The 24,865-nt window shown below is 48.3% G+C and carries 23 protein-coding genes; 14 read left to right on the top strand and 9 right to left on the bottom strand.

Annotation, left to right across the window (positions count from 1 at the left end):
* Positions 1–197 precede the first annotated feature (197 nt).
* The 5 genes from ACJJIQ_RS11590 to ACJJIQ_RS11610 all read right to left on the bottom strand — a co-directional run bounded on the left by ACJJIQ_RS11590 (position 198) and on the right by ACJJIQ_RS11610 (position 4,559).
* Complete coding sequence (locus ACJJIQ_RS11590) at positions 198–593, bottom strand: hypothetical protein (protein WP_445364684.1); 396 nt, start codon at positions 591–593, stop codon at positions 198–200.
* A gap of 227 nt (positions 594–820) precedes the next feature.
* Positions 821–1,045 carry a hypothetical protein gene (locus ACJJIQ_RS11595; RefSeq protein WP_444912692.1) on the bottom strand — a complete coding sequence of 75 codons (225 nt, stop codon included), beginning with the start codon at positions 1,043–1,045 and terminating at the stop codon, positions 821–823.
* Between the two features lie 335 nt (positions 1,046–1,380).
* Positions 1,381–2,772, bottom strand: a complete 1,392-nt coding sequence (locus ACJJIQ_RS11600; RefSeq protein WP_444896762.1) for a class II 3-deoxy-7-phosphoheptulonate synthase — start codon at positions 2,770–2,772, stop codon at positions 1,381–1,383.
* 69 nt (positions 2,773–2,841) lie between these two features.
* The gene (locus ACJJIQ_RS11605; protein ID WP_444905705.1) at positions 2,842–4,032 is read right to left on the bottom strand and encodes an amino acid aminotransferase; all 1,191 of its coding nucleotides are present in this window, start codon (positions 4,030–4,032) and stop codon (positions 2,842–2,844) included.
* 26 nt (positions 4,033–4,058) lie between these two features.
* On the bottom strand, positions 4,059–4,559 hold the full coding sequence (locus ACJJIQ_RS11610; protein ID WP_282933355.1) for a MarR family winged helix-turn-helix transcriptional regulator: 501 nt from the start codon (positions 4,557–4,559) through the stop codon (positions 4,059–4,061).
* A 273-nt stretch (positions 4,560–4,832) separates the two neighbouring features.
* Between ACJJIQ_RS11610 and ACJJIQ_RS11615 the strand changes: the two genes are divergently transcribed.
* The 4 genes from ACJJIQ_RS11615 to ACJJIQ_RS11630 all read left to right on the top strand — a co-directional run bounded on the left by ACJJIQ_RS11615 (position 4,833) and on the right by ACJJIQ_RS11630 (position 8,899).
* Positions 4,833–5,963 (top strand): homogentisate 1,2-dioxygenase, encoded by a 1,131-nt coding sequence (locus tag ACJJIQ_RS11615; protein ID WP_444905706.1) that lies wholly within the window; start codon positions 4,833–4,835, stop codon positions 5,961–5,963.
* 76 nt (positions 5,964–6,039) lie between these two features.
* A complete protein-coding gene (maiA, locus tag ACJJIQ_RS11620; RefSeq protein ID WP_445364685.1) occupies positions 6,040–6,669 on the top strand; it encodes a maleylacetoacetate isomerase in 630 nt (209 codons plus the stop codon).
* A gap of 165 nt (positions 6,670–6,834) precedes the next feature.
* On the top strand, positions 6,835–7,116 hold the full coding sequence (locus tag ACJJIQ_RS11625; RefSeq protein ID WP_282933358.1) for a 2TM domain-containing protein: 282 nt from the start codon (positions 6,835–6,837) through the stop codon (positions 7,114–7,116).
* 301 nt (positions 7,117–7,417) lie between these two features.
* Complete coding sequence (locus tag ACJJIQ_RS11630) at positions 7,418–8,899, top strand: ricin-type beta-trefoil lectin domain protein (RefSeq protein ID WP_445364686.1); 1,482 nt, start codon at positions 7,418–7,420, stop codon at positions 8,897–8,899.
* 246 nt (positions 8,900–9,145) lie between these two features.
* On the opposite strand, the gene ACJJIQ_RS11635 is transcribed toward ACJJIQ_RS11630, so the two are convergent.
* The 4 genes from ACJJIQ_RS11635 to ACJJIQ_RS11650 form a co-directional block, all read right to left on the bottom strand.
* A complete protein-coding gene (locus tag ACJJIQ_RS11635) occupies positions 9,146–11,608 on the bottom strand; it encodes a PKD domain-containing protein (protein ID WP_445364687.1) in 2,463 nt (820 codons plus the stop codon).
* Between the two features lie 32 nt (positions 11,609–11,640).
* Positions 11,641–14,346 carry a TonB-dependent receptor gene (locus ACJJIQ_RS11640; RefSeq protein ID WP_445364688.1) on the bottom strand — a complete coding sequence of 902 codons (2,706 nt, stop codon included), beginning with the start codon at positions 14,344–14,346 and terminating at the stop codon, positions 11,641–11,643.
* Between the two features lie 263 nt (positions 14,347–14,609).
* Entirely contained in the window at positions 14,610–15,596 is a 987-nt protein-coding gene (locus ACJJIQ_RS11645) for a FecR domain-containing protein (RefSeq protein ID WP_444916734.1), read from the bottom strand.
* 29 nt (positions 15,597–15,625) lie between these two features.
* The gene (locus ACJJIQ_RS11650; protein WP_282933363.1) at positions 15,626–16,141 is read right to left on the bottom strand and encodes a sigma-70 family RNA polymerase sigma factor; all 516 of its coding nucleotides are present in this window, start codon (positions 16,139–16,141) and stop codon (positions 15,626–15,628) included.
* A 226-nt stretch (positions 16,142–16,367) separates the two neighbouring features.
* On the opposite strand from ACJJIQ_RS11650, the gene ACJJIQ_RS11655 reads away from it, so the two are divergent.
* The 10 genes from ACJJIQ_RS11655 (at position 16,368) to ACJJIQ_RS11700 (ending at position 24,390) form a co-directional block, all read left to right on the top strand.
* Complete coding sequence (locus ACJJIQ_RS11655; RefSeq protein WP_444894286.1) at positions 16,368–17,000, top strand: biliverdin-producing heme oxygenase; 633 nt, start codon at positions 16,368–16,370, stop codon at positions 16,998–17,000.
* Between the two features lie 31 nt (positions 17,001–17,031).
* On the top strand, positions 17,032–17,985 hold the full coding sequence (gene exbB / locus ACJJIQ_RS11660) for a tonB-system energizer ExbB (RefSeq protein WP_445364689.1): 954 nt from the start codon (positions 17,032–17,034) through the stop codon (positions 17,983–17,985).
* Positions 17,985–18,419 carry a biopolymer transporter ExbD gene (locus ACJJIQ_RS11665; protein WP_444894288.1) on the top strand — a complete coding sequence of 145 codons (435 nt, stop codon included), beginning with the start codon at positions 17,985–17,987 and terminating at the stop codon, positions 18,417–18,419. Before exbB ends, ACJJIQ_RS11665 begins: the two co-directional genes overlap by 1 nt.
* The gene (locus tag ACJJIQ_RS11670; protein ID WP_445364690.1) at positions 18,416–19,252 is read left to right on the top strand and encodes an energy transducer TonB family protein; all 837 of its coding nucleotides are present in this window, start codon (positions 18,416–18,418) and stop codon (positions 19,250–19,252) included. Before ACJJIQ_RS11665 ends, ACJJIQ_RS11670 begins: the two co-directional genes overlap by 4 nt.
* Positions 19,253–19,491: 239 nt before the next feature.
* Positions 19,492–19,908, top strand: a complete 417-nt coding sequence (locus ACJJIQ_RS11675) for a YbaN family protein (protein ID WP_445364691.1) — start codon at positions 19,492–19,494, stop codon at positions 19,906–19,908.
* An 89-nt stretch (positions 19,909–19,997) separates the two neighbouring features.
* Complete coding sequence (locus tag ACJJIQ_RS11680; RefSeq protein ID WP_445358642.1) at positions 19,998–20,441, top strand: CopD family protein; 444 nt, start codon at positions 19,998–20,000, stop codon at positions 20,439–20,441.
* A 112-nt stretch (positions 20,442–20,553) separates the two neighbouring features.
* Positions 20,554–21,171 carry a hypothetical protein gene (locus ACJJIQ_RS11685; RefSeq protein WP_445358643.1) on the top strand — a complete coding sequence of 206 codons (618 nt, stop codon included), beginning with the start codon at positions 20,554–20,556 and terminating at the stop codon, positions 21,169–21,171.
* Between the two features lie 182 nt (positions 21,172–21,353).
* Positions 21,354–22,139, top strand: coding sequence for a PhzF family protein (locus ACJJIQ_RS11690; RefSeq protein ID WP_445364692.1), 786 nt, complete (start codon positions 21,354–21,356; stop codon positions 22,137–22,139).
* Positions 22,140–22,631: 492 nt separating this feature from the next.
* Positions 22,632–22,904, top strand: coding sequence for a helix-turn-helix transcriptional regulator (locus ACJJIQ_RS11695; protein ID WP_444927417.1), 273 nt, complete (start codon positions 22,632–22,634; stop codon positions 22,902–22,904).
* 544 nt (positions 22,905–23,448) lie between these two features.
* A complete protein-coding gene (locus ACJJIQ_RS11700) occupies positions 23,449–24,390 on the top strand; it encodes an IS1595 family transposase (RefSeq protein ID WP_445362153.1) in 942 nt (313 codons plus the stop codon).
* Positions 24,391–24,865: the final 475 nt, after the last annotated feature.

A 24,865-nucleotide genomic window follows, 5' to 3' on the forward strand; every position in this document is an offset into this window, starting at 1 on the left:
AAACCTATCCTGGCATAATCGATCAAAACTTAAACACCACACTCTTCAACAAGCTTGTAGCGCCCTTCTCGGAATTTGAACATGACTCAATTATATTGAAAATATAGTCATACTAGTTATAGTGAGGAGAAAAGTCAGGGAATTCACCAGAAAGGGAATGGCGGGAAGCCAAACCCTTTGTCAATAAAGAACTCGATCTACTGAGCCCCTACCGCACTCTGGTAGTCCATATATGCAGGTAATGCGACTGCAGCAAGAATACCCAAAATAGGAATTATCAACAAACAAACACCCCAAACAGACCACTTTTTCTGGACAGAATTAAAATGCTCAAGGCTTTCCCATTGCTTATTTTTCCAGGCGAGTTCGCGCCCCTTAATTCCCAGGTAAATAGCAACAATTAACCCAATATAAGGAATAAAAGCCAGCAAACCGATATAGCTTTTGTTAAATATAGCCCATATCCAATTTAAGAGAAAAGCACCCCAACTCCAACCTTTAACTCCCTCTGGAATGACGTCGCTTTTCTGTCCAGAATTATTAACAGCATCAGTACTCACATCCGAGGTTGGTGCCACATACGGATTGGTCATAACTTCCCCCAACTTTCACTTTATAAATAGAATAAATACAGCAAGGTAAAGTCACCCAAATAAAGGAGGGAGACAGCCTCTCATCAGATTATTCAAGGCCCCTGCACAGGCCATGAATTCTAATTGGCGGGTATTAACAGCGCAATAGCTCATCCCGATAAATGCGAGTCAGCGCACGCACAACCAGCTAATATAGCAGCCTCCAAGAATAGCTTGTCAAACAGAAACTAATCATCGCTACTGCAAGAACTGCCACTCGAACTACTGCCAGAATTACTATCGTACCAACCATCATCCTCATCGCTACTGGAGGAACCGAACCATCGTGCCATCAAACCTATACCAAATACGACTAGCATTATCGCGTAAACATCGATTTCTACCGTAATTCCGCGGTAAATACCAAGGCCAACAAGACATAACCCCAACAAAAACTCGATAGTTCGCACCATTACCCCACCCTACATTTTTACTTTTACAAAAATTGACAGAATAAACTATCAAATATTATCAACAATGTCGTTTAAGGGATATCCATCCCCTAATCTAATAAATGAGGTGGCTTTAATTGATACTTAAATACTTTCAGTCGAAGTAAAACCTGGAGAATGTTCAGCTTGAATGACTTAACTGTAAAAGGAGCAGCTCCTCATATACAGTCTGACAAATATAGAATACTGATTTAGAGGGAGTTTCAGTCGAGAGAAATGAAAACCTCTTATTCGAGCCAAAGGCTCAAGATAAGAGGTTTTACATTCAGAATTTCTTAATTAAAGAGAACAGCCAATTAAGCGATTCGACCAGCGCGCAACCATTCAGAAACACAAAACGCCAGTTCTAACACCTGATCGGCATTTAGTCGCGGATCGCATTGGGTGCGGTAGCAACTGGCGAGGTCTGCTTCAGAAATTTTCCAAGCTCCACCGGTGCACTCAGTGACATGCTGCCCGGTCATTTCCAGATGGATACCGCCGGGATGGCTTCCCTCGGCCCAGTGTACCGAGAAAAAGTCGCGAATTTCCCGCAGGATTTTTTCAAAATCGCGAGTTTTATAGCCGTTACCCGCTTTAACGGTATTGCCATGCATGGGATCAGTGCTCCATACCACCGAGCGCCCCTCCGCTTGAATGGCGCGCACCAATGCAGGCAATTTTTCTCCCAAAGTATCGGCGCCCATACGGGTAATCAGTGTAAGGCGACCTGCATCGTTCTCGGGGTTGAGCTTATCGATCAAACGCAGTAGCTCATCCGGTTGCATCTTTGGACCAACTTTCACCCCAATCGGGTTACAAACACCGGAGAGAAACTCCACATGAGCGCCATCCAGTTGCCGAGTGCGTTCACCAATCCACAGCATATGTGCGGAGCAGTCATACCATTTGCCAGTAAGGCTATCGGTTCTTGTCAGCGCTTGCTCGTATTCAAGTAATAGCGCCTCATGAGAGGTATAGAGTGAAGTCTCACGAATTGCGGGAGAGTTCTCTGAGGTAACACCACATACCGCCATAAACTCTAAAGCTTCCTGAAGGCGTTCCGCCAGCTGGGCATATTTTTCCCGCTGAGGATTATTCTTCAGGAAGCTGAGATTCCATTTGTGCACCTGATGCAGATCGGCCAATCCCCCCTGGGCGAAAGCTCGCAGTAGGTTCAGGGTGGCTGCCGATTGGTTATAAGCAGTTACCATCCGCTGAGGGTCAGGTATGCGCGCTTCAGCAGTAAAATCAATGCCGTTGATAATATCGCCACGGTAGCTGGGCAGTTCTACTCCGTTCACCGTCTCGGTATTTGCTGAACGGGGTTTGGCATATTGGCCGGCCATTCTCGCAACTTTCACCACCGGCAGGTTACCGGCAAAGGTGAGCACGACAGCCATCTGCAACAATACCTTGAAAGTATCGCGAATGCGGTTTGCATTAAAATCGGCAAAAGATTCAGCACAATCACCGCCCTGCAAAAGGAAGGCTTTCCCCTCGGCAACCTGAGCCAGCTGACGGCGCAGCTCGCGAGCCTCTGCCGCAAAAACCAGGGGCGGATGACCAGAGAGCTGTTTAGCCACCTGGGCAACATCTTCGGCAGACGTGTATTGGGGCTGTTGATGTGCGGTGAAGTTTCGCCAGCTCTGGGGGGTCCAAATTTGGGTGGGGGATTCGGGCACTGGGACTCCTAGCTCAACTTCCATCTTTCACTCTTACTTCTAAAGGATAAATCTTAAGGGTGAGCATATTGCTCACCCCCAAATGTGCCGAATTTACAGCACGCTGGCAACAGCCTTACAGAAGTATTCCATATTATTGGAACTCAGGCCGGCAATACTGATGCGACTCGAGTCCACCATATAAATGGAATAGTCCTTTTGCAGCTGTTGTACCTGTTCGGGATTGATACCCAGGAATGAGAACATCCCTTTCTGCTGGCGGATAAAGCCAAACTCACCGGCAGCACCCGCTGCGGCGAGCCCTTCTACCAATCCAGCACGCAAACCGTTAATACGCTCGCGCATTTCGGTCAGCTCAGCTTCCCAGTTCGCTTTCAATCCCGCATCAGTAAGAATAGATTCTACAATGGCAGCACCGTGGGAAGGTGGCATGGAATAGTTGCCACGAATAGCGCTCAGCAACTGGCTATGGCCTTTATCGGCGGCTTCACCATTCGCATAAATCACCATAGCCAGGCCGACACGTTCGCGATAGAGGCCAAAATTTTTCGAGCAGGAAGCCGCGACCAGCATTTCTGGAACAGATTCAGCCATCAAGCGCAGGCCGTAGGCATCATTTTCCAGGCTCTCGCCAAAGCCCTGATAGGCCATATCGATAAACGGCGTGAAGCCCTGCTTTTGCGCCATTTCCGCCAACACTTTCCACTGCTCGCGGGACAGATCCGCACCACAGGGGTTATGACAGCAGGCGTGGAAAAGAACAACATCGCCCTCACCCACATCCTTCAGAGTCTCGACCATTTTGTCGAACTGCAAACTGCTGGTAGCGCGGTCGTAGTAGGGGTAGCTCTTAATTTGCAAGCCCGCATTACCCAGAAGCGGCACATGGTTAGCCCAAGTGGGGTCACTCACCCACACGGTTGCCCCAGCTTTGGCGCGATTAATCAATTCCGCCAGAACTCTTAAAGCACCACATCCACCGGGAGTTTGAGCTGAGCGAACGCGACCGCCCACCAACGCGGGGTGCCCGGCACCCAGTACCAGCTCCTGCATGACTGTGTTGAAACCTGGAGTTCCGGCCGGGCCGATATAGGCCTTGGTTTCCTCACCCTGCAATAAGCGGGTTTCGGCTTCCTTGACGGCTTGCAAGACAGCGGTATGGCCTGCCTCATCTTTGTAGACGCCCACACCGAGATCAATTTTGCTGGAGTTTTCATCCGCGCGGTAGCTGGCCAAAAGGCCCAAAATCGGATCTGGCGGAAGGCTGTTTAAATGCTCAAACATCTGAAAACTCCTCTTAGTTATCTCATTTATTCATCAACGAGGCCGCGCTCAGACCATTCCTTCGCGCGCACCATTAACTTATCAATAATGCTATCCAGTTGTTCCCGCTCCTCAGTGGATAGGGATGCCATCAAGTCATTCTCGTACTGATGGGCCAGCGGCACTATGCGAGCATAAATATCTCGCCCCAGCTCCGACAGGTTCAGCACTTGCCGGCGCCGGTCACCGGGATCTTCACTGCGTGTAATGTAGTCATTCTTTAACAGGGAAGAGACGGCCCGACTGATTGCGACCTTGTCCATCGCCGTCTGCTCAACCAGCTCGGCGGCGGATAAATCGGGAAAACGACCCAGAATTGCCATAACCCGCCAAGCGGGAATGGTGAGGTGGAAGCGCGCACCATAAGCTTGCGCAATAGCATTACTCACCCGGTTGGAAAGTACCGAGAGGCGGTAGGGTAAGAACTTTTCGAGGCGCAGCTCGTCGTTCTCAACAACGGTGGGTCGCGTGTTTTGTTCGATTGTCATAGCTGCCCTCAAACCTGCCTGCTCGGGTGTCCCGGTTGTACCTGTTACTCAATTTAACTAACATTGGTTTCAATTGTAACCACTATCGGCACAAATACTTTCTGGAAAAGTTACCGGGCCATACGAAAAAATGGCCGGACAGTATAGGTTTTTTTGCGCCATATTTGCGAACTAATTGGGTCTATGGCGCAAGAAATTTGCGTGTAAGTGGCGCTGAGATGCTCAATTTTTCGCCACACCTTCGAACCATCCGCACAGAAGCGAGGCCACGCTATGAAACAGTGGATCAGCTTTCCGCGAACGGAAGGAAATACAAGCCGCCAAGCCCATGCAGATTTCCCACCCAACAGCTTTGAAAGGGAAATGGGCAAAGAGGGTTTTTTTGGACCCTGCACCCACTTCTACCATCGTCATCCGCCCACCGGCTGGAGCCAGTTCGAAGGTCCATTGCGTCCCCACGCTTTTGATGCCACGCAAATGAAGCACAAAGGAACAAGCCCCTGGGATCAAAAGCCGATCCTGCGAAACCAGGATAGTCAGGTCGCCCTCTGGACCTGCCGGGAGCCTATGAATCATCTGGTGCGCAACGCTGACGGCGACCAACTCCTGTTTATACACAATGGGAGCGGCGACTTGTTCTGCGATTTTGGCCACCTCTCTATTCGCGATGGCGACTATATCCTGCTGCCCCGCGGCACCTTATGGCGCCTGACGCCGACAGAGGATGAGCCGCTGGAACTATTGATGGTAGAGGCGATAGGTAGCCATTTTCAGCTCCCCGAAAAAGGCATCCTTGGCCCCAATGCAATTTTTGACCAGGCGATGCTGGATGTGCCTCGTATAGATAAAGCCTTTCTCGATCAACAGGGCGATGATGAGTGGCGGGTTGTGGTTAAAGCCCGGCAACAGCTGTCGACCATTACCTACCCCTTCAACCCACTGGACGCCTGTGGTTGGACTGGGGACAACCTGGCCGTTCGCATCAACTGGCGCGATATACGCCCGCTGATGAGCCACCGCTACCACCTACCCCCTTCAGCTCATACCACCTTTGTCGCACAAGGTTTTGTTGTAGCGACTTTTGTACCTCGCCCGATTGAGAGTGACCCGGGCGCACTCAAAGTCCCCTTCTTTCACAACAATGATGACTTTGATGAACTCATCTTCTATCACCGTGGTGACTTCTTTAGCCGCGACAATATTCATCCGGGGATGCTTACCCTCCACCCCATGGGGTTTACCCACGGCCCCCATCCCAAGGCATTTGCTACCGGGGCCCGGCATGCGCGCAAGGAAACCGATGAAGTTGCTGTAATGATCGACAGCCGCACCCCCTGGGATATTCTCCCGGATGCCCATGCCGTGGAGCTAACAGATTATGTAAACTCCTGGAAGCCAAAGTGAATACAGCGCATCCAGACAACACCAAAAAGGCTGACAATCAAACAGCCAAACGCCAAAACAAAGAAAAGGAAAGAGAATGGACCTTTACGGATACTTTCGCTCATCCGCCAGCTACCGAGTGCGTATCGGGCTCAACTTGAAAGGCCTGGAATACGAGTATCACCCGGTAAACCTGCTCAAGGGAGATCAGCACGGAGACGACTACCGCACGTTGAATCCACACGGTCTACTGCCAACCCTGAATGATGGCGAAACCAGTCTCACCCAATCCCTCGCCATTTTGGAATGGCTGGATGAAACCCATCCAGAACCAGCGCTACTTCCAAAGGCTCCTGAAGCCCGCGCACATATCCGCGCGCTCGCGCAAAGTATTGCCAGCGATATTCAACCTATACAGAACCTCAGGGTTCTGCAGTACCTTCGGGCTGAACTCAAAGTCAGTGATGAGCAAAAAATTCAATGGATTCAGCACTGGATACACCTGGGCTTCTCCGCACTGGAGAAGCAATTAAGGCCCGCGCCTTTCGCCGCTGGAGACAATCCAGGGTTGTTCGAGTGTTGCTTACTCCCGCAAGTATACAGTGCGGAACGCTTTGGCCTGGATATGACCCAGTACCCCAAAATCCAGAAAATCACAGACGCTTGCAATGAACTGCCGGCCTTTATTAAAGCCCACCCTTCAGAACAACCAGACTGTATTGTGTAGTACCCTTTTATGGATGCCCGGTCGCATCGGGCATCCTACATACACTCGAAAATTTCACTACTTGCCACATTTCATTGCCTGTGGTTAATATCTCTATCCAAACTTGAAAATAACTCGAATAATAATATTCCCCACTGCTGTAGCTAATCAGCCGAGGTCATCAATATGAACTCCCAAGACCAGATCTCCCCCAAAGAAAAAGAAGTCATTAAGCATGTCAAGAAGCTGAAGAGCTTTTACCAACACCTAATCACCTATTTATTAGTTATCTCGGGACTAGTAATTGCCAACTTAATACTCGCCCCCGGATACTTATGGTCACTCTGGGCGGCATTTGGCTGGGGTATAGGGCTCGCCTCCCATGCAATTAGCACCTTCAATTTATTTAATTTCTTTGGTGAAGATTGGGAGAGAAAGCAGATAGATAAGAGAATGGGGCGTAAATAGCAATAAATCGTGTGCGATGGAGCATAGCCAAATACAAGCATATGCTTTAGATGTTAGAGTACTTTCCCAAAGTACTCTTCTCCTAGCCCCTCACTGTCAACGCAAAAACTCCAAACACTTCCCTACTTACGAACACGAACAATTACCTGTAATCTAAACAAAAATCTATATACTCCAAGCCGTTTGACAAAAAAACAGTTAATTAACAGGCTTAAATTATCGAGCTCTGGTAACAAAGTATTAACACACTTTTTATATAACAAATAATAAATATACTATTAAAACGATAACAGGAACCCCAATGTCCTTCCTCAAATTCTCTTCAGGCGCTCTATGTCTATCACTTTGGGTATCTATACCCAGCATCAGTAAAGCTGACACTTTTCACTGGCCCGATTACCAAGCAGAAGCGGCCACCAGTGAGTATCGTATTGATGAGCTTTATTACTTACAGCCCCATAACAGCTATGAGCGGCTAGAAAACGGTGAAACACTGACTGACTGGCTCGACAAAGGCTTTCGATCACTGGAAATCGATGTCGTAGATCACGGTGCCTGGCAAGGTAGCAGCCATGGGCCCTATGTTGCTCATGGACAAAACGACATCGGTAATCACATGTGCAATAGCAACGGAGACGATGATCGTCTGGAACACTGTCTGGACGATATCAAATCCTGGCTCTCCGTTAACACTATTGAAGCGCCAATAATGCTGTATATCGATATGAAAACCAATTTAGATTGGTTTAACGCCTGGTATGCAGATGAAATTTATTTGCTTGACCAGTATATCCAACAAGAGCTGGGCGACCTCCAGTACAGCTACCAGGATATGCTTACATATTTACAACAGATTTCTTCCTCAGAAAATTACCGTACCACGCTTACAAGTACGGGATGGCCTAGCGTTGGCAACTTATTAAATAACGGCAAAAAAGTAATCGTTATTTTTACCGGAGGACAATCAGGCAACGTCAATAATCGAATGGAATCCGCATTAGACTCTTACGAGATGAGCGCATTTTTATGTCCTGATATAGATACCGCAGATCCAGAAGAATTTACCGGCTCCATTGATTCAATAGACAGCAGTAGTTCGCAAAGAATATTTTGCGGCAATGTCCAGGCTGGCGATCATTACCAGATAACAGCCAACGCAGCCGCTGAAACCAAACAGCTGATGCACCTATGGGATAGTTCTGGCGATTTTAGCAATACCGACTACGGCTACATATTTACAGCAATCGCACATGGTGCCACTGCAATTGGGACAGATCCTGATACAGTCGCAACCACCCCCAATTATACTGGCACGGCAATTCCTTTTGTAGGAGTAAGGAGAAGTCTTCCCGGCTATTTGAGAATCCGTTCTGCCTCAAATGCTGACTTGTGCATGACCGTCTCCCAGGGCTATAGCAATGGTTCAAACCTAAATATGAACAACTGTGGCTCCAGCAGTGAACAGCAGTTTGTTTACACTGCTGAAGGCCAACTCCGTCCCAAGGGTAATAATAAATACTGTGTTGACTTCAACACTGGCTCTGCTGATAACGGCGATAAAATGCACCTGTGGGATTGTGACGGCGGCAATTCGGAAAAATGGCAAATCCAGGAAAGTGGAATCATCCAGAATCGCGATAAGAACTGGACCTACTGTATAGACGCACCGGGTAGTTCAACCGAAGAGGGTGAGCGCCTTCAAATTTACAAATGTGATAAGAATGATAAGAGCCAGCAGTTTGTTTTAGAAGCAGTCAATGCTTGGGGGCAAGATATGTTTTAAACATCGCTTCTCTAGCTTTTACAACATTACCAGTTTAATGAAATGGGACTCGCATCGTTCTTACTGGATCAACTGGATTAGACTCGCTTTCATTAGGCTGCCGGCCTGTTCCATGTGGAAGCTAGATTTGTGACATGTACCCAACGACCCATAGATCAAAAGGGAAATCTCCCTAACATGGAAGATCTTCGAATTGACCATTGGATTTATCAGTTATGCCCCATCCCTGGGGCATATACGTCATTATTAATTTAATTCTCCTGCTTCACAGTATCTCCAGTCCTCACCTACAAAAGGGTCATCCTGCTTTATCCAGGTTTCATAGACAAAGGTCAGTTCGGGAATTTCTTTAATATTGAAGGAGAAATGGAAACCTTCTGCCCTATCATCGGTGCGTACACAAGGTACAGCAGGCATCCATGTCTGGAAGTCCAGGGACTCTCCTTCAGCTATTACTTGGCCTTCTTTTAGCCCCTCAAACCAAGGAGTAAGGTCTCTAAGGCCACCGTTAATATGTTCGAACCGAACATTCTCAATAGTGTAATTAGCATCAGCCGCGGTTAAAGACCACTGAATATAGCGCGCTTCAGTTGGCTCTAGATCTGACGCTAAATCAGCCGGAGTCGCGTACGAAGGAATATTCTCATAAGGCATCGGATGCCAGAGGCTTTGGTCATTTTCTGAAATTTCACGCAAACGAACACCTTTTGCGCTGCTCATTGGCTCAACTTCAACGACAAAGACGTATTCGCTCTCATCAATCAGGTCTGTGGCGTAGTAACGGAATTTATAAGTACCCGGCTTGGTAAACCCTGTTCCATAAGTACCCGCACAATCTCCCGAATCACTAAGGCTGGTGTAGTCACCACCTTCCGGAGTAGACTCCAATTCTTCATGCGTGAAAACCACATCACCATCAGGATCCACCACCACAGGGCGATGCATCAGAGACATACAGGGCAAGATCTGGTAAAAATCTTCCCCCGGTGACAAGCGTCCCCAATCTCGCACCCATACCGCTGAGCGAATTTGTGGTGCTTCATTGATAAGTTTGGCAAATCCATCAGCCTGCTCATAGGCTTTAGCATAAAGACCGCGATCATCACTCACGATCAAACGCGCGGTATAGGAGCCCGGCAGATCCGTTACAACCCTGGCACGACGATACTCTTTGCTCTCTGGCTCTTCTATCGCTTCGATAGTCGCCTTACTACCATCGGGCTTATCCACCAGCTCCCAATGAAACTCCATCGGATCGTTATCTGGATCGCTACTGGAAGCCTCAAATATTAATGCCTCACCAACAATTGTAGATGTTGTCAGCGCCTCTACACCACGGGTTGAAGGCTGGTTATTCACTTGACCTATCTTGGCTTCCATGGTCGCTTCGCGAACAATTTTATTAACGCCATCAGAAATGGTCATGCTAACGCGGTAAAGACCGGCAACATCTAGCACATCAATTTTTTTGCCAAGGGGCTTCCAAAAACCAATATCAACCAATTCGGCGTCACTGCCTTCCGGCTTCTCCAGCAGCACTGCGTCGATGACCTGTAGAGCATCGCCTTCAGTGTCATAACCAACAAAATTAAACTCTGCTCGCAGTCCGACTTCCTGCTCACCGATACTAGCGGAAGGGAAATAGCCGGTTGCCACAACTTCCCCTTCTGGAGCCTTATTGTTCTCCGCTTCAGGGTCACTTTCGACAACAACCTGTATTTCCCTCCAGTATTCTGGATCACCATCTTCATCAAAAGTTACACTTCTTTTGGCGCCATCAAATACCATGAGTTCGAAGCTATAGGTTCCAGCGGCTTCTGGAGTGAATTTCAAAGTGGAAGTTGTTTCACCATCCAGTTCAGGCATAGGGATAGTACTCGGATCGACATCCGCCCATCGCCAGCGATATTGTAGTTGGCTGCCCTCAGGATCATAACTATCACTAGCATCAAGGGTGACTTTCTCACCAAGAACAACTGTCAGATCTTTTGCAACAGCGACAGGGGGAGCATTTCCAGATGAGACCGTAACCAAAACGTTTGCAGGGGCACTAGCAATATCATTAAAGGTAACAACCAACTGCAGCCGATAGTCTCCTTCAACATCCAAATGCAGTGTTGCCAGGCTTTGCTCACTATCGGTGAGATAAGCATCACTCTCTTGTGGTTTCTCTGTCAGAGTCCAGAGATATTCCAAAGATCCAGTTTCTCCAGTAGGAATCGTACTGAAACTACCATCAAGAACGATTTCCTGAGTAGCAAATGCAACACTGTGAACCGGCTCGGTAATAGCTACCGGATAAGGACTTGTCGCACTGAACACCATACGAGCGGCTTCACTGCTTGCGGTGCCGTCATTAACGATCAGGCTAATAACATAGTCACCGGGAAGGTCTGCAGTAAATTCTGTACGTGCATCTTCAGAGCTGCTCAAAACTGCATTACTCAGCGCTGGAAGTTCGATTAACTCCCAGCGATAAGTCAAGTTTGCATCGCGCGGGCTACTGCTGTCTGTACCATTCAACTGAACAGTGACATTGCCATCCTTTAAAGAAAATACATTGCCGGCAGGAGCCAGCAAGCCAATACTTGCTATTGGTTTTTCAACTGTGCTACCTGCGTCGCTATCACTAGAAGAGCTACCACCACTACAGGCAGCAAGGAAGAGTGACAGACACAGTAAGGCCAAAAGGCCCATCGTTCTTTTCATCTAAGTTACTCCATCAATTTTTTCGTATTCAATTAATACTGATAAGTCAGGCTGAGCCGAGCAGTTCGACCAGGAGCAGGTACTAGGCCCAAGCTCAGCGCATCCAGGTAATATTGGTCTGTTACATTATCGACAGTGAAGTCAACCGAAAAACTGTTATTCAATTTGAACTTCGTATAGATATCGACCAAGTTATAGCTATGCCAAAGTACCGGTTCATTAAATCCGATTGGGGCGTTATATCGGGGAATGGAATTTCTTTTACCCATGAATGTACCCCGAACCCCCATCTCTAAACGCTCTTCGAATAGACGAACACCTAATTGCGCGCTGGCATGCCAGTTGGGGGGGATCATGTTATTGATGTAACTTTGCGGGATACCCCAATCACTACAGTAATAACGTACGTAGCTCCCCACGTTACAGACTTCAATATGGCTGTAACTGGTCCCGCTAATTTCAGCAATCCAGAGTTTTGCATCATAACCAAAATTCAGCTCCCAACCTTCGAGGTCCAGACTGTCGATATTGCGCATGCGGAAGAAGTCAAGACCATCTTGTGATTCCTCCCACGCGTTAGGCTGGGTACGCGTCAGGTAGTCTGCAACGTGATTATCAAAGTAGGCAATTTTAAAACGCAACTGATGTGCACCATCAAATAACTCAGTATTTAGGTAATTAATACCCAACTCGTTATTAATTGCATGCTCAGGTTTTAAGGGTATATCCAAGGCTGGGCTTACAGACCAGCCAGAAGTATTTTCAAACAGGCTAGGCATGCGCAGCGCTTCTGCATGGCGAGCATAAATTTGAAAACCGCTAAAGGGTTCCCAAGTCAGGGCAACTACTGGAGCATTGCCAGAGTGATTATTATCATAGCGAACAGGCCGGCAGCCGCCTTCGCCATCCAGTACACAAGCTGGGTCACTTTTACTAAGAGGCAAGGGGTTATTATCTTTCGACTTAAATCTGGTGTGACGAACCCCTGCCTCCAAGGTCCATTGCGGCCAAGGCTGCCACTCAATTGCAGTAAATGCACTAAACTCTTTACGCCAACCACTGCGTGAACCCGCATAGAAACCTTCGGTAGCGGGTGTATTAGTATCCATATCTTCCCACTGCCCGGAAACTCCATAGTCCAGCCTCAATTCACCTATAGGAAAAAAATGCATGCTGTTGGAAATATCGAGGCCCCAACGCTGATAATCATCGGTGCGAGCTGTATTGTCTTCCAGGTCAACAGATCCAACATCGGGAGTATTCAAATTGGTTACCGCATCTGTGTGCCATAGGTTCACACGCAAATCCGCCCAATCGTATTCAACTGGCTGCCAACGATAGCGAGCAGTGTATGTGTGGTTAAGTACCTCACTATCAAGCCACTGTCGCGCCTGACCAAAAGTAGAAGCAATTTGAGAGGGCATCATTTCGCCATATACACTGTCGTAGCGGATATAGCTCAACTCCAGAGTCTGGTCCTGAGGCAAAATCAGGTTGCTTTTTATCAACCAGGATTCGCTGGAAAAATTGGTATTGGGTATACGCTCGCCCGCGCGGTAAATAGATACATCCTTTCCCTCGAGAGTAACCGGTGTTTCGTAATACCAGCCAAGATCTACCGGCTCGCCGATAACTACTTCAGGCGTCGGACCATCGGTACCCGCATAGTAATTACCCTGCTCGCGCTGAGCGTGGGCCACAACCAGATCACCCCACTCAAAACGCTGGGCGCCGGCGAAACTCGCCGCGTACCCCTCGAGGTCCAATAGGCTGGGACGGTCCATACCATAATCAGGTGCAAAGCTCTCCGGCATTGCATAGTCGTCTGTGCAATAGCTGGCAAAGCGACAATCAGAACGGTAGGCACTTCGCGGAAGGTAATAGCCTGCATAGGTACCAGGCTCTGGAGCCTCGCTATTGTTTCCGATACCACTGACACGAACACGGAAACCCGACAATTCGCCGGGCTTTACGACATCTTCCGCTCGCAGGGTATTGACACTGACGACACCACCGGTGGCTCCAGTGCCTTCGGCTGTCATTACCGGCCCCTTGTCGATACGCATGGAACCGATCAGGTCAGGATCAATATAACTGCGGCTAGATACTCCCGCATAACCACGATAAACGGTGGTTTCCTGGCGACTGCCATCAATTAAAACAGGTACCCTGCCCTGCCCCTGCATACCCCGGATATTCACATCCAGCCCACCGGAATTGCGGTTTTCACTAATCAGAACACCTGGAGTCCCCTGAAAAATATCACCAACACTGGTACCGCGAAATCGCTCGATATTTTCCTGAGTGAGGATATTTACAGAGGCGGACTCGCGAAATGCCTGGTCTTTTTCACCGCCATCACGGGTCTCAACCTGAATGCTGTCCAGCACCATCAGATCCTGCTCGCCAGCGGACTGGATCAGCCAGGCACCACTACCAACGGGAACCGCTTGCAGGTTGGTACCGCGCAACAAGCTCAACAGAGCTTCTTCTGCACGATAGCTACCAAATAGTGCTGGAACAGAAATAGTTTCCACCAGGTTCTCGTCGAAAGAGAGCGTTACCCCGGCCTGACGCGAGTAGAGGTTGAGCACATCTCCCAGATTGCCCGCGGGCAAACTGAATTCGATCAACGCTGTATTGCCCTGCTGGGCTTGCGCAAAACTCGATACGGGAACTACGGCCAACAACAGTGCCAACAAGGTGGGCAAAATATGTTTTGGGGCGCGGGACTGCATTTAAGCGGCTTCCTATTCTCAGGTGTATAACTAGGAAGCCGAACGAAAATCAAAAACCCGTAATCTAAATGAGAATTATTTTGTTTTTTTTGCTTCGGAGGGAAAATTAGTAATCAAAAGCGTCATCAAAAATAAAAAATGACACCTTCGGATAACTTTTTTGTGGTCATCTGGCAATAAGAGCAGGAATTAAAGGTTGCCCGTTCCGAAAAAACCGTCAGCCCGGACGCATAGGGGAAGGCAGGGAGCGATGCGACTTACTATCAGCCCGGCAATTGAATCGTTGCCCACCAGCGCGTGGTATAGCTCAGTTCAGCTCCCGCCGAACGCGCCAATATTTTTAGGATGGTGTCGATATCGTGAAGCTGGAAAACCCCGGAAACCTGGTGATCTCTTAATGCCGGATCACAGCGTAAAAAACCAACACGATAGCGAGACAACTCTTCAAGCAGTGCCCCTAATGGCATGCTCCGAGCTGAAAGCACCCCGTCAATCCATCCGCTGTAATCAAACATCTTGCTGTCCAGAGCGAGTGAACCGGCTCCAGTAAGACGATAAGCCTCACCCGCTTTAACTGCAAAGGGTTCTATATCCGCACTCGGCTGAACCTGCACCCCACCTTCCACAACCTGCAAAATCGTGTGGTCATCGCCATTGCGGACAAAAAAGCGCGAGTCACGGGAAATAAGCTGCCCCTGAGGCACCGATACCTGCATTGGCCTCGGGTCAGCGGCACTGGTCAAGTGCATTTCACCTTTAGTCAGCACAAGGGAACGGATTGCTGCGCCCGACTCCCATTCAATGGCACTGCCGGTGTTTAGCCAGACTTGGCTCTTATCATCCAGAGTATATTGGGCCGGCTTAGAACCAGAGGAATAGTCAGCAGACATATACTTCAGCAAACCGGTGTCATATCCCACCAGGCCAACGGCAAAAGCCCCAAGGACACCACCGCCCATGGTTTTAAGAGCAGCCCTGCGATTTAAACGGCGAATTTCTGCATCGGTTTGATTTAGGGTGGAATGGGCCAAACGCGGAGCTCGGCGAGCCACCGTATCTAGAGGCGACTCCATCCGCTCAAAACGCTGCCACGCCAGTTCATGCAGAGGGTCCGCCGAACGCCATTGACTGCAAGCATCGCGCTCTGAGTCAAGCGCCTCGCCGGAACCCAGGCGAACGCGCCAGCTAACGGCTTGCAACAGTACTGCTTCAGGAATTTTTTCTCTATTTTTTTCTGGGGCGTTTGACATCAGCAAGCAAGTTCCAAGTCCATAGAAAATTATTCGTTATCGTACGCAGCGGCATAGCACTTGAGCATGGCTTTTGCGATATATTTCTCTACTGAGGAAAGGCTCAGCCCCTGCTGCTCGGCCACCTGGCGGTATGTTAAGCCGTCTAGTCTCGCCATTAGAAATACCGTTTTCTCTATCGGGCGCAGACCACTGAGCAATTGATCAATTTGCTCCAAAAGCCCCAATAGCTCCCACTTATCTTCTGGGGAAGGACATTCCGGTTCCGGCAAATTTTCCAGCAGCGCTAAATAATTCTTCTCCAGCACTTGGCGACGGGCTTGGTCGATCAGCAGGTTCCCGGCCACTTTGGTTAACCAAGCCCTCGGGCTTCGAATCCCCGCAGGCAGGCTCGGCCTATCCAACAGACGAATAAAAGTGTCCTGAGCTAAATCCTGGGCATTATCAACACCGGAAGTTCGGCGCGCTATCCAACGGACAAGCCATTCATGGTGCTCTTGGTAAAGCTCATCAAATCCTGGGGTTGAAGGGGTTTCCGGGGCCAAAACTCAGACCTTGCGCTGTAATCTTTTGAGGGCGGGGACTGTAAATGATATCTATTCTCATTTAAAGCAGCTGAGCTGAGAATGTTATATCAATTTGGAATAACCCGGTGAATTTTTCAAAAAATATTGATCAACGGGATGGGTTAATTTGAATTTGGTCCGTCACCCATTACAAAGCCACCGGAATAACCGGGCGGTTATTTTTAATTTGTTTTGGAAAAATCCCGTGAGCAACCCAGCAGAATGCCAATCCGTTGAACCAACAGAGCCCACCTTTTCCGCTTGGCTGAAAGAAGGCACTAATACGACCCACGAGAGTTTAGATAAACGCATTATGTCCCTGTCACCATTTTCCAATCGCGAGCGATATGCACTGTTTGTTCGCACGCAGTCGCGACTGCATCAAGCGGTGTCTGATTGGTTTCAAAGTGACGAATTAAATAATTTTTTGCCCGGCCTGAAAGAGAGAGACCGCTCTGAAGCAGTCCTCCAGGACTGTGCTGATTTCGAGATGTCCGAGAGCGATTTAAAAGCTGATCAACAAGCCGCAGCAGAAGTCACAATTACTGATTTCCACTCTGCACTGGGCTGGCTCTACGTAGTTGAAGGCTCCAACTTAGGAGCGGCATTCCTTCTCAAGTACGCGCGCAAACATCTGGATTTATCAGAAGAGTTCGGCGCACGCCACTTGGCAGGACATGAAGACGGTCGCGGGTTACACTGGCGCCAATTCAAAACTGCGTTAGATGCTCTTGAGCTCAACCAAGAGCAAAAAGAAGTAGCCCTCAATGGGGCCAAACAAGCCTTTGCTTTTGCACGACAAAATGTCGAACAATTATTAGCACCCGCTACACCCTAATTTATTTTTCACCTGAAGCCAGGAGTCGGTAATGAAAATCTGGACTGTAATTTTATTGTGCCTGCTAGGCAGCACATTGGGCCCATTGCCGGCTTTAGCGCAGGAAAATAATTCCAACTCAAGCGAACAAAGCAATACAGAAATAGTTCTCGAGGGAGATGTGGAAACCTCCGTGGGGTTGCAAGAAAATCAAGACAACCCTACCTCGACTGCAACCTCCAACATTGGAGATACCGCTTTCAGCGCACACGATTTATCTCCCATGGGAATGTATCACGCCGCGGATATCGTCGTTAAAAGCGTAATGATCGGCCTACTGTTGGCCTCTGTTTTAACCTGGGCGATTTGGCTTTTTAAAACCGTGCAGCTGGTAATAACACGTCGCAAGGCCAAACAATTATTGGCAATCCTGATCCAAAGCAAGACGTTCGCCAATGCCGAATCGAAGCTTTCAGGCCAAACCGGCGGTGCCCTGTTATTGGTAGAAGCGAGTCGCCACGAACTCGACTTATCTTCTGGTGGCCCAGTGTCAGATGACGGCTTGAAAGAGCGTGTTCTGGCTCGCCTGGAAAGAGTCCAGGCTTCTCTCGCTACCGACATGAACCGTGGCACCGGAATTCTGGCAACCATCGGTTCCGTCGCCCCCTTTGTCGGTCTATTCGGAACTGTTTGGGGCATCATGAACAGTTTCATCGGTATCGCAAAAACCCAAACCACAAACCTGGCCGTAGTGGCTCCAGGTATTGCCGAAGCCCTGCTGGCAACTGCGATCGGTCTGGTTGCTGCAATTCCAGCGGTAGTAATTTACAACTACTTCTCCCGCGCTATCGGCAGCTATCGTGCGGTATTGGCCGATAATGTCACCGCCTTAATGGTACTGATTAGTCGGGACCTGGATCGCCATCATCCAAATGCGCGCCCGCTCGCCGAACTGGTTAGCGCGAACAAAAAGCGCGCGATACCGCAGGTTCAGGGCGTCAACTAATGGCATTCAATCTCAACAGCAGCAATAGCGAAGAACTGCCAGAACAGCACGATATCAATGTCACACCTTTTATCGATGTGATGTTGGTATTGCTAATTATTTTTATGGTTGCGGCTCCGTTGGCCACTGTAAGCGTGCCCGTCAATCTACCCTCGGCGACAGCTCCACAACAACCCCAGGCAGAAGATCCGAAATATCTCACCCTGCAAAAGGACCTCACCCTGACTCTCGGTGAGGACAAAGTTATTGTGCGGGAGAACTTAGCTGCTGAACTCCTGGCAAATGAAATTGGCACAGAACAGCAAATCCTGCTGCGTGCCGACAGCAAAGTGGAATATGGGGATTTGATGGACCTGATGAACCGCCTTGCCAGTGCCGGATACCAGAAAATCGCTCTGGTAGGTCTGGATAAACCGGCGACCGTAAACCAATGAGCCTCTTGGCCGGCCCGAAGGTAAAATCTGCGAAGCGTCCGCGATTTTTTCTATCTCTCAGCGCCTTTTGCTGCGCCCTAGCCCTTCACGGACTTATTGCCGCCTATTTTTTATGGCAGCCCAAATCCGAACTGGCGCTGCCCCCTGCTGCAGCACCACAGGTATTTGAAGTCAGTATGGTAGCCGCTCCAGTGGCACCACCCACGTCGCTACCGGTAGGTCCTCAACAACAGGAATCCTCTCCCGCAAACCAGCAGAGCAGCGAGCCACAAAAAACCTCTGCGCAGTCAGAGCCTGTTATTTTGCCAGAAGCCCCCTCGGAAATTGCCATTGAGAAGCCCGAAGAGGAGCCCCCCACGGAGGAAAAGGAAGAGACCCCTGAGCCAGTGGAAGAGAAGGAAATCGCACAGCAACAAGACTCCAGTGGAGAGGCTACTGGAGAAACTGTTGTTGAAGAAACATCAGCCCCTCTCGCGGCAGATGTAGCAGAAGCAGAGCAAGCTGCGGCACCGGAAGTGGGCGCCTTGAACCAGAGGGAATCACAAGCCAGATTAACCTGGCAGAACCAATTACAGGCTCATCTTGAGCGAAGAAAACGCTACCCCCGTAGCGCCCAAATACGGCGTCAACAGGGTATTCCCTGGGTACAATTCACGATGGACCGGCAAGGCAAGGTACTAAAGGTTGAGCTGCACCGAGCCAGTGGTATCTCGGCTCTCGACCGAGAGGTCGTTGCCTTGGTGCGCAGGGCAGAACCACTGCCTAGACCACCGGAAGAGGTACCCGGTGATCCTCTGACCATGGCCGTTCCGGTCGAATTTTTTATTCGTTAACCAAAATAAATTGCTTTCTCAGAACTGGGTAGCCTGGCTTCGCATAAACCAGAAAGTCACCTCCCTGGACAGAGGAAATCATCCACATAATCCGTTACCCTGCACTAGCGACCTATCGGCCTGCTGACTCTATTTACTAGGTGCTGGGTAAACTGCTTATGAGCAAGCAGACCAAGCGGACAAATATTGTTACTTTTGATGCACGACTACTGCAATAAGCTAGAAGGTAGAGGTACCGAATGAAAGAATCCACTGAAGACAGCGTAATGTCCTACACCCCGCCTCTGGCAAAGGGCTGGATGCGCTGGCTGTGGGGCGCCGCTGCTTGCTTTTTTATCGCCCTTGGCATTATCGGAGCCATTCTTCCCGGCCTGCCGTCGGCTGTATTTATTGTCCTCGGTGCCTGGGCCGCATCACGCAGCTCCCAGCGCCTGCACCAATGGATCGAAGAACACCATCTCTTTGGGCATCTATTGCGGACTTGGCGCAGTGGTTATGTAAGCCGCAGAACCAAGTTACTGGCCAGCCTGACAATGGCTATATCCCTGGCTTTTGCCATTCTTCATATCAGTAATATTTACCTTCTTTGCTTTACCGTTGGCGGCATCAGCTGCGGCGCCTACTGGATTTGGTCCCGGCCGGAACCCAGGGAGTAGACAACGCTACTTTCTACCCCTATTTGGCAGCAGACACTCGTAGATTTTAGCGCTATAGTCCCCCAACAAGGATTTGTCTGGGGGACAGGATGTACAACGTAGTACTTTTTCTTCACCTTCTAGGTGCAACAATTTGGACCGGTGGGCACCTGATACTTGCCTGCACAATACTACCCAAAGTTTTACGGGATAAGGATGTAGCCTTTCTTTCCCGGTTTGAAAACAGCTACGAAAAGATCGGCATCCCCGCCCTGCTCATTCAAATACTCTCCGGGTTGTATCTCTCATATACCCTACTGCCTGACTTATCCCAGTGGTTCAACTTCTCCAATCCAATTTCTCGCCTGGTATCCTTCAAACTGATTCTTTTGGCATGCACTTTCTTACTGGCAATTGACGCAAGGCTGCGAATCATTCCAAATCTTTCTGAAAAAAATCTCACTGCACTGGCATACCATATTATCCCAGTTACAGTACTGTCCGTTCTCTTTGCTTTTGTTGGAATTTCATTTCGAACGGGATGGTTGTTTTAGATTGCGCCCCAGCGCACATACTGCTGAATCAGAAGGAGATGCCAAAAACGTCCCCACTGGCTTGCTTGATCGATATACTGAGCAAAAATGGGATATGACAGGAGTTCGGGGTTTGTCTATAGCTGAATACTATGAAGTGATTTTCGATACGCTGGAAAAAAACGAATCCATCCAAGACGGCCTTGAAAACCTTTCTTTTTGGGCTGATGGCCGAACCCCCAATTTGGCATGGCTAAAGCTGCCCACTATGCTAGGAACTGATGAACTTGACCTAGCCCAAACATGGTTCGATACAGAACTGGTAGCTGCTGGGGACTCGCTTCCTCCTTCAGTCCTATATTTCGAGCTGCGTGAATTCAGAGATAGTATCGGCCGGGAATTCCCGGATATCAGCTTAACACTACTTCCTCAACTATTTAAAAGCAGACGGGATTGGATATATTCGAATTCTGATTTGGGCTCGAGATATTTGAGAAATATTGCAGCCTTGTGTAAAGGAGCTAACAAGCCGAAACACCTAAATAGAGACGGATACATTGGTTTCAGCTTATGCTATACATCCCTCCTAGCACGAGAACTCTGCAAAAACGAACAACTTCTCCAATACAGTGAAGAAGCACCGATTAAAATTGTTGTTGGATTTTCTTCTGGAGACCTTCTTGAGATTATGCGTATATCCAACGGCCTGCTTTATTACGAACGTCGCTTTGCGCAGTTAGAGAGCCTGTAAATAATTAGCTATATCTCTGTGGACTTTGAAGACCCGCCCTAAAGGACACCCAGGTATAAGTATCCTAGCTTCCCTTAGCCTTAGAAAATTGGTACCACAAAGCAATCTGGCATAAACACACCAACTATCACAATAATTTTATACTGACCGAAAATAGCATCTATTGCTCAAGGAAAAAACTAATGGAACTAGCAATTTATCAAGTAGATGCCTTTGCCTCCGAGGTATTTGAAGGTAATCCTGCTGCTGTGTGCTCTCTTGATAACTGGCTTGCGGATGAGACACTGCAAAAGATAGCTGAGGAAAACAACCTCTCTGAAACCGCATTCTTTGTTAAAAATGAAGATTCCTTTTCTCTGAGGTGGTTTACTCCTGAGGCAGAAGTAGATTTATGTGGCCACGCCACACTCGCAGCTGCCCACGTTCTATTTACTCATTTAAGATGCTCAGGCCAAACCATCCAGTTTGATACAAAAAGCGGCCCACTGTTAGTCCAGAGATCGGGAGCTGTCTATAGCATGGACTTTCCGGCTAGCAATCCGGTATCCACAGAAGCACCAGACGCTCTTATTGATGGCCTCGGTGTCACTCCGCGAGAAGTTCTGTGCGCATATGATTATATAGCTGTCTTGGGTAGCGAAACCGATCTAAAATCTGTAAATCCAAATTTTATAAAACTTTCCCAGCTGGATAAACGAGGAGTTGTCATTACCGCTCCTGGGGCAAGTAACGATATTGATTTCGCTAGCCGATGCTTCTATCCAAAATTAAGGGTAAACGAAGATCCTGTGACAGGGTCAGCGCACTGTCAACTGGCACCATATTGGAGCCAACAATTTAAAAAGGATGTGCTTTTAGCTAAGCAACTCTCCAAGCGGACTGGACTAATCCACTGCGAACTGCATAGTAACAGAGTCTCTCTCAAGGGAGGCGCTGTAGATTATCTTCACGGCAGTATTAAGATTTAATAGCTTGGAAAGTAAAATTTATATAAGGAGCCTCTAAATAATTCTGTGATATCACTGGCTCACAGAGATATTACGGAATTGCTCAGGAGCTCCACAAGTCATCTTGCTACATATTCTCATTGAAAGCTCTTCGGCTCTGCTTAGTGGTAACCTCCCCCCCCAAAAAAACAGAAGAGCCACTATCCGAACCTCCAGTTACAACCTGACTCAACACCCTAGACTTTTACTTATCTCAAAGTGAGAACTTAGAGCCTATAGATGTCTTCCTGACCCAGAATGTGGATCCAGGGCAATAGTTAAAGGTTGTGCGCCCCTTGTAGTACATCAGTGAATCACCTAACCTTCAAACACGCCCACCATTGACCGCAAGTTGCACAGACAGTCTATTATTTGGACAAAGTCATATAGCTGTCAGACAGGTGTCGCAAGAACATCGTAACCAATAAGGACTGCCCCCCTGAAAATGGAGCTCTATTTTCAGAGGGCAGAAGTATGGAAGTGAAAGTTAACTCAAAGAAAATTATTAAACTGAGAACAACTAGGGCTTGGAGTCAACAACAACTAGCCGATGTTGCATCATTAAGCCTTAGAACCATTCAACGGATAGAAAAAAGTGGAAATGCCTCTCAAGATTCAATAAAAGCAATATCTTCAGCATTTTCACTGAAGCCCATAGATATAATCCTTCAGGAAAACCCAAAAATATCAATAGCCAAGCAGGGCAGAAAATACCTTACCGCAATATTGGCCCTAGGGAGCCTCTGAATAACTCCGTGATACCTCTGGCATGCAGAGCGGTTCACAATCAAGGCGCGGCTTCGCAGGAATGTCTAGACCTTTCAAGAAGTCGCAACGCGGAGTGTGAATCGCTCTGCAAGCCCCGAAGGGCGGGCCTTGAAGGCCACAGCTGCTGCGTTGCAGCTCTTGCAAAGGACTAGGCCATTCGCGGCGAGCTGCGCCTAACATCTGCAGCCTTCAAGACCCGCAGAGGCATTATGGAGTTATTCAGAGGCTCCCTAGGTACGACTTTACTCTTGTATACCTCCTTATCGTCAGCTTCTCCAATAATGCTTAAGGTAGATGCCAGCACCAGAAACGAGAACCTGGCCTCCGTCCGCCTCCTCAATAACGAAGGAGATGAAAGCGAAATCCAAATCGAAAACACACTTAGGTTCGAGGTATCTGCCGAACAAGTTTCTGAAAACCAAATTCGATTGCAGACAAAAATATACCTAATTACCACTCTTGCTAAGTTATGCGTAACTGTATATAAATACAGCTATCTCGTTGATCTGCAAGGGAATACGCCATGGCTCGCAACAAGGTACAGTTTCAGAAGGGTATTAGTTTGACCCAATTCCTCAAAATGTACGGCAGCGAGGAACAGTGCTTCGATGCACTGTCGCAGTGGCGTTGGCCCAATGGCTTTAGTTGTCCTCACTGCGGGCATGACAAGCATTGCGACCTCGCTTATCGCAAGCTTAAGCAATGTAACCATTGTCGGCGTCAGACATCGATTACCTCTCGTACAATTTTTGACTCCACGAAGCTCCCCCTCACCACCTGGTTTCTCGGTATTTTCCTGATTACTCAGGATAAGAAGGGCATTTCCTCTATGGAGCTATCTCGACATCTAGGTATCTCTTACAACGCAGCATGGCGTATGAAGCAGAAACTCATGCAAGTGATGATGGAGCGAGACCAACGATACAAACTGTCCGGTTTTATTGAACTAGATGATGCCTATCTCGGTGGTGAGCGTACTGGATGCAAGCCCGGGCGCGGAGCCAAGGGTAAAACTCCCTTTGTGGCGGCCGTTGAAACAACCAAGGAGGGACGCCCAACCCGTATTAAGCTCTCAATTATCAAGGGCTTCAAAAGCAGTGAAATTTCAACCTGGAGTAAAAAGTACCTTTGCAGTGGCAGCACAGTCATCTCAGATGGTCTTCCATGCTTCAATGCCATTAAGGAGGCCGGTTGTGTACATGACAAAATTGTTTGTGGTGGTGGCCGAGCTTCTGTTGAAGAGCCTGAGTTCTATTGGGTAAATACAGTACTTGGTAATTTAAAGAGTGCGCTACGTAGCACTTACCATGCTATTAGGCCGAAATATGCACAGCGCTATTTGGCAGAATTTCAATATCGCTTTAATCGGAGGTTTGATTTGTCGGCACTCATTCCAAGATTGATTTACGTCTCTCTTCGGACACCACCGATGCCAGAAAGGTTGCTAAAAATTGGCTTAGCATAAGTGGTAATTAGGAAAATATATGAATTTGGGACTTCTAGTGGTTACAAGCAGATAGCAAGTCCCATTCTGGTGACAGGGTTCAACCAAGCTGCAGAGGTAGAGTTTAAAACTTCAAACGGAACTCCGTTTAAAATCCAAATTACCCCTGAAATTTAGCCAGCCCAACAAGGCTGGCACCCCTGCCAACGCCACTAAAAATATCTCTTGGGCCTACCTTTTTGTAGGGGGGACTGAGAGGTATGCGGTGAGTGATATATATCCTAGCAAAAACTGCCTGCGGCTCCACCCTGTGAAAACAGCCTTCCTGAGGACACCCAATAGTCATTGCAAATAAGTGCACACTTACATTTAGGATAGAATTTTGAAAGCGCAAGAATGCAAGGCTCAGACATTAATCCAAATGCCAACATAAACAATTCTTTACATAGGAATACATCGCCTATTGCAACAATATTTTAAGCCGTAAATCATTAGC

The sequence above is a fragment of the Microbulbifer maximicatervae (SeqCode) genome (genome assembly GCF_052468295.1).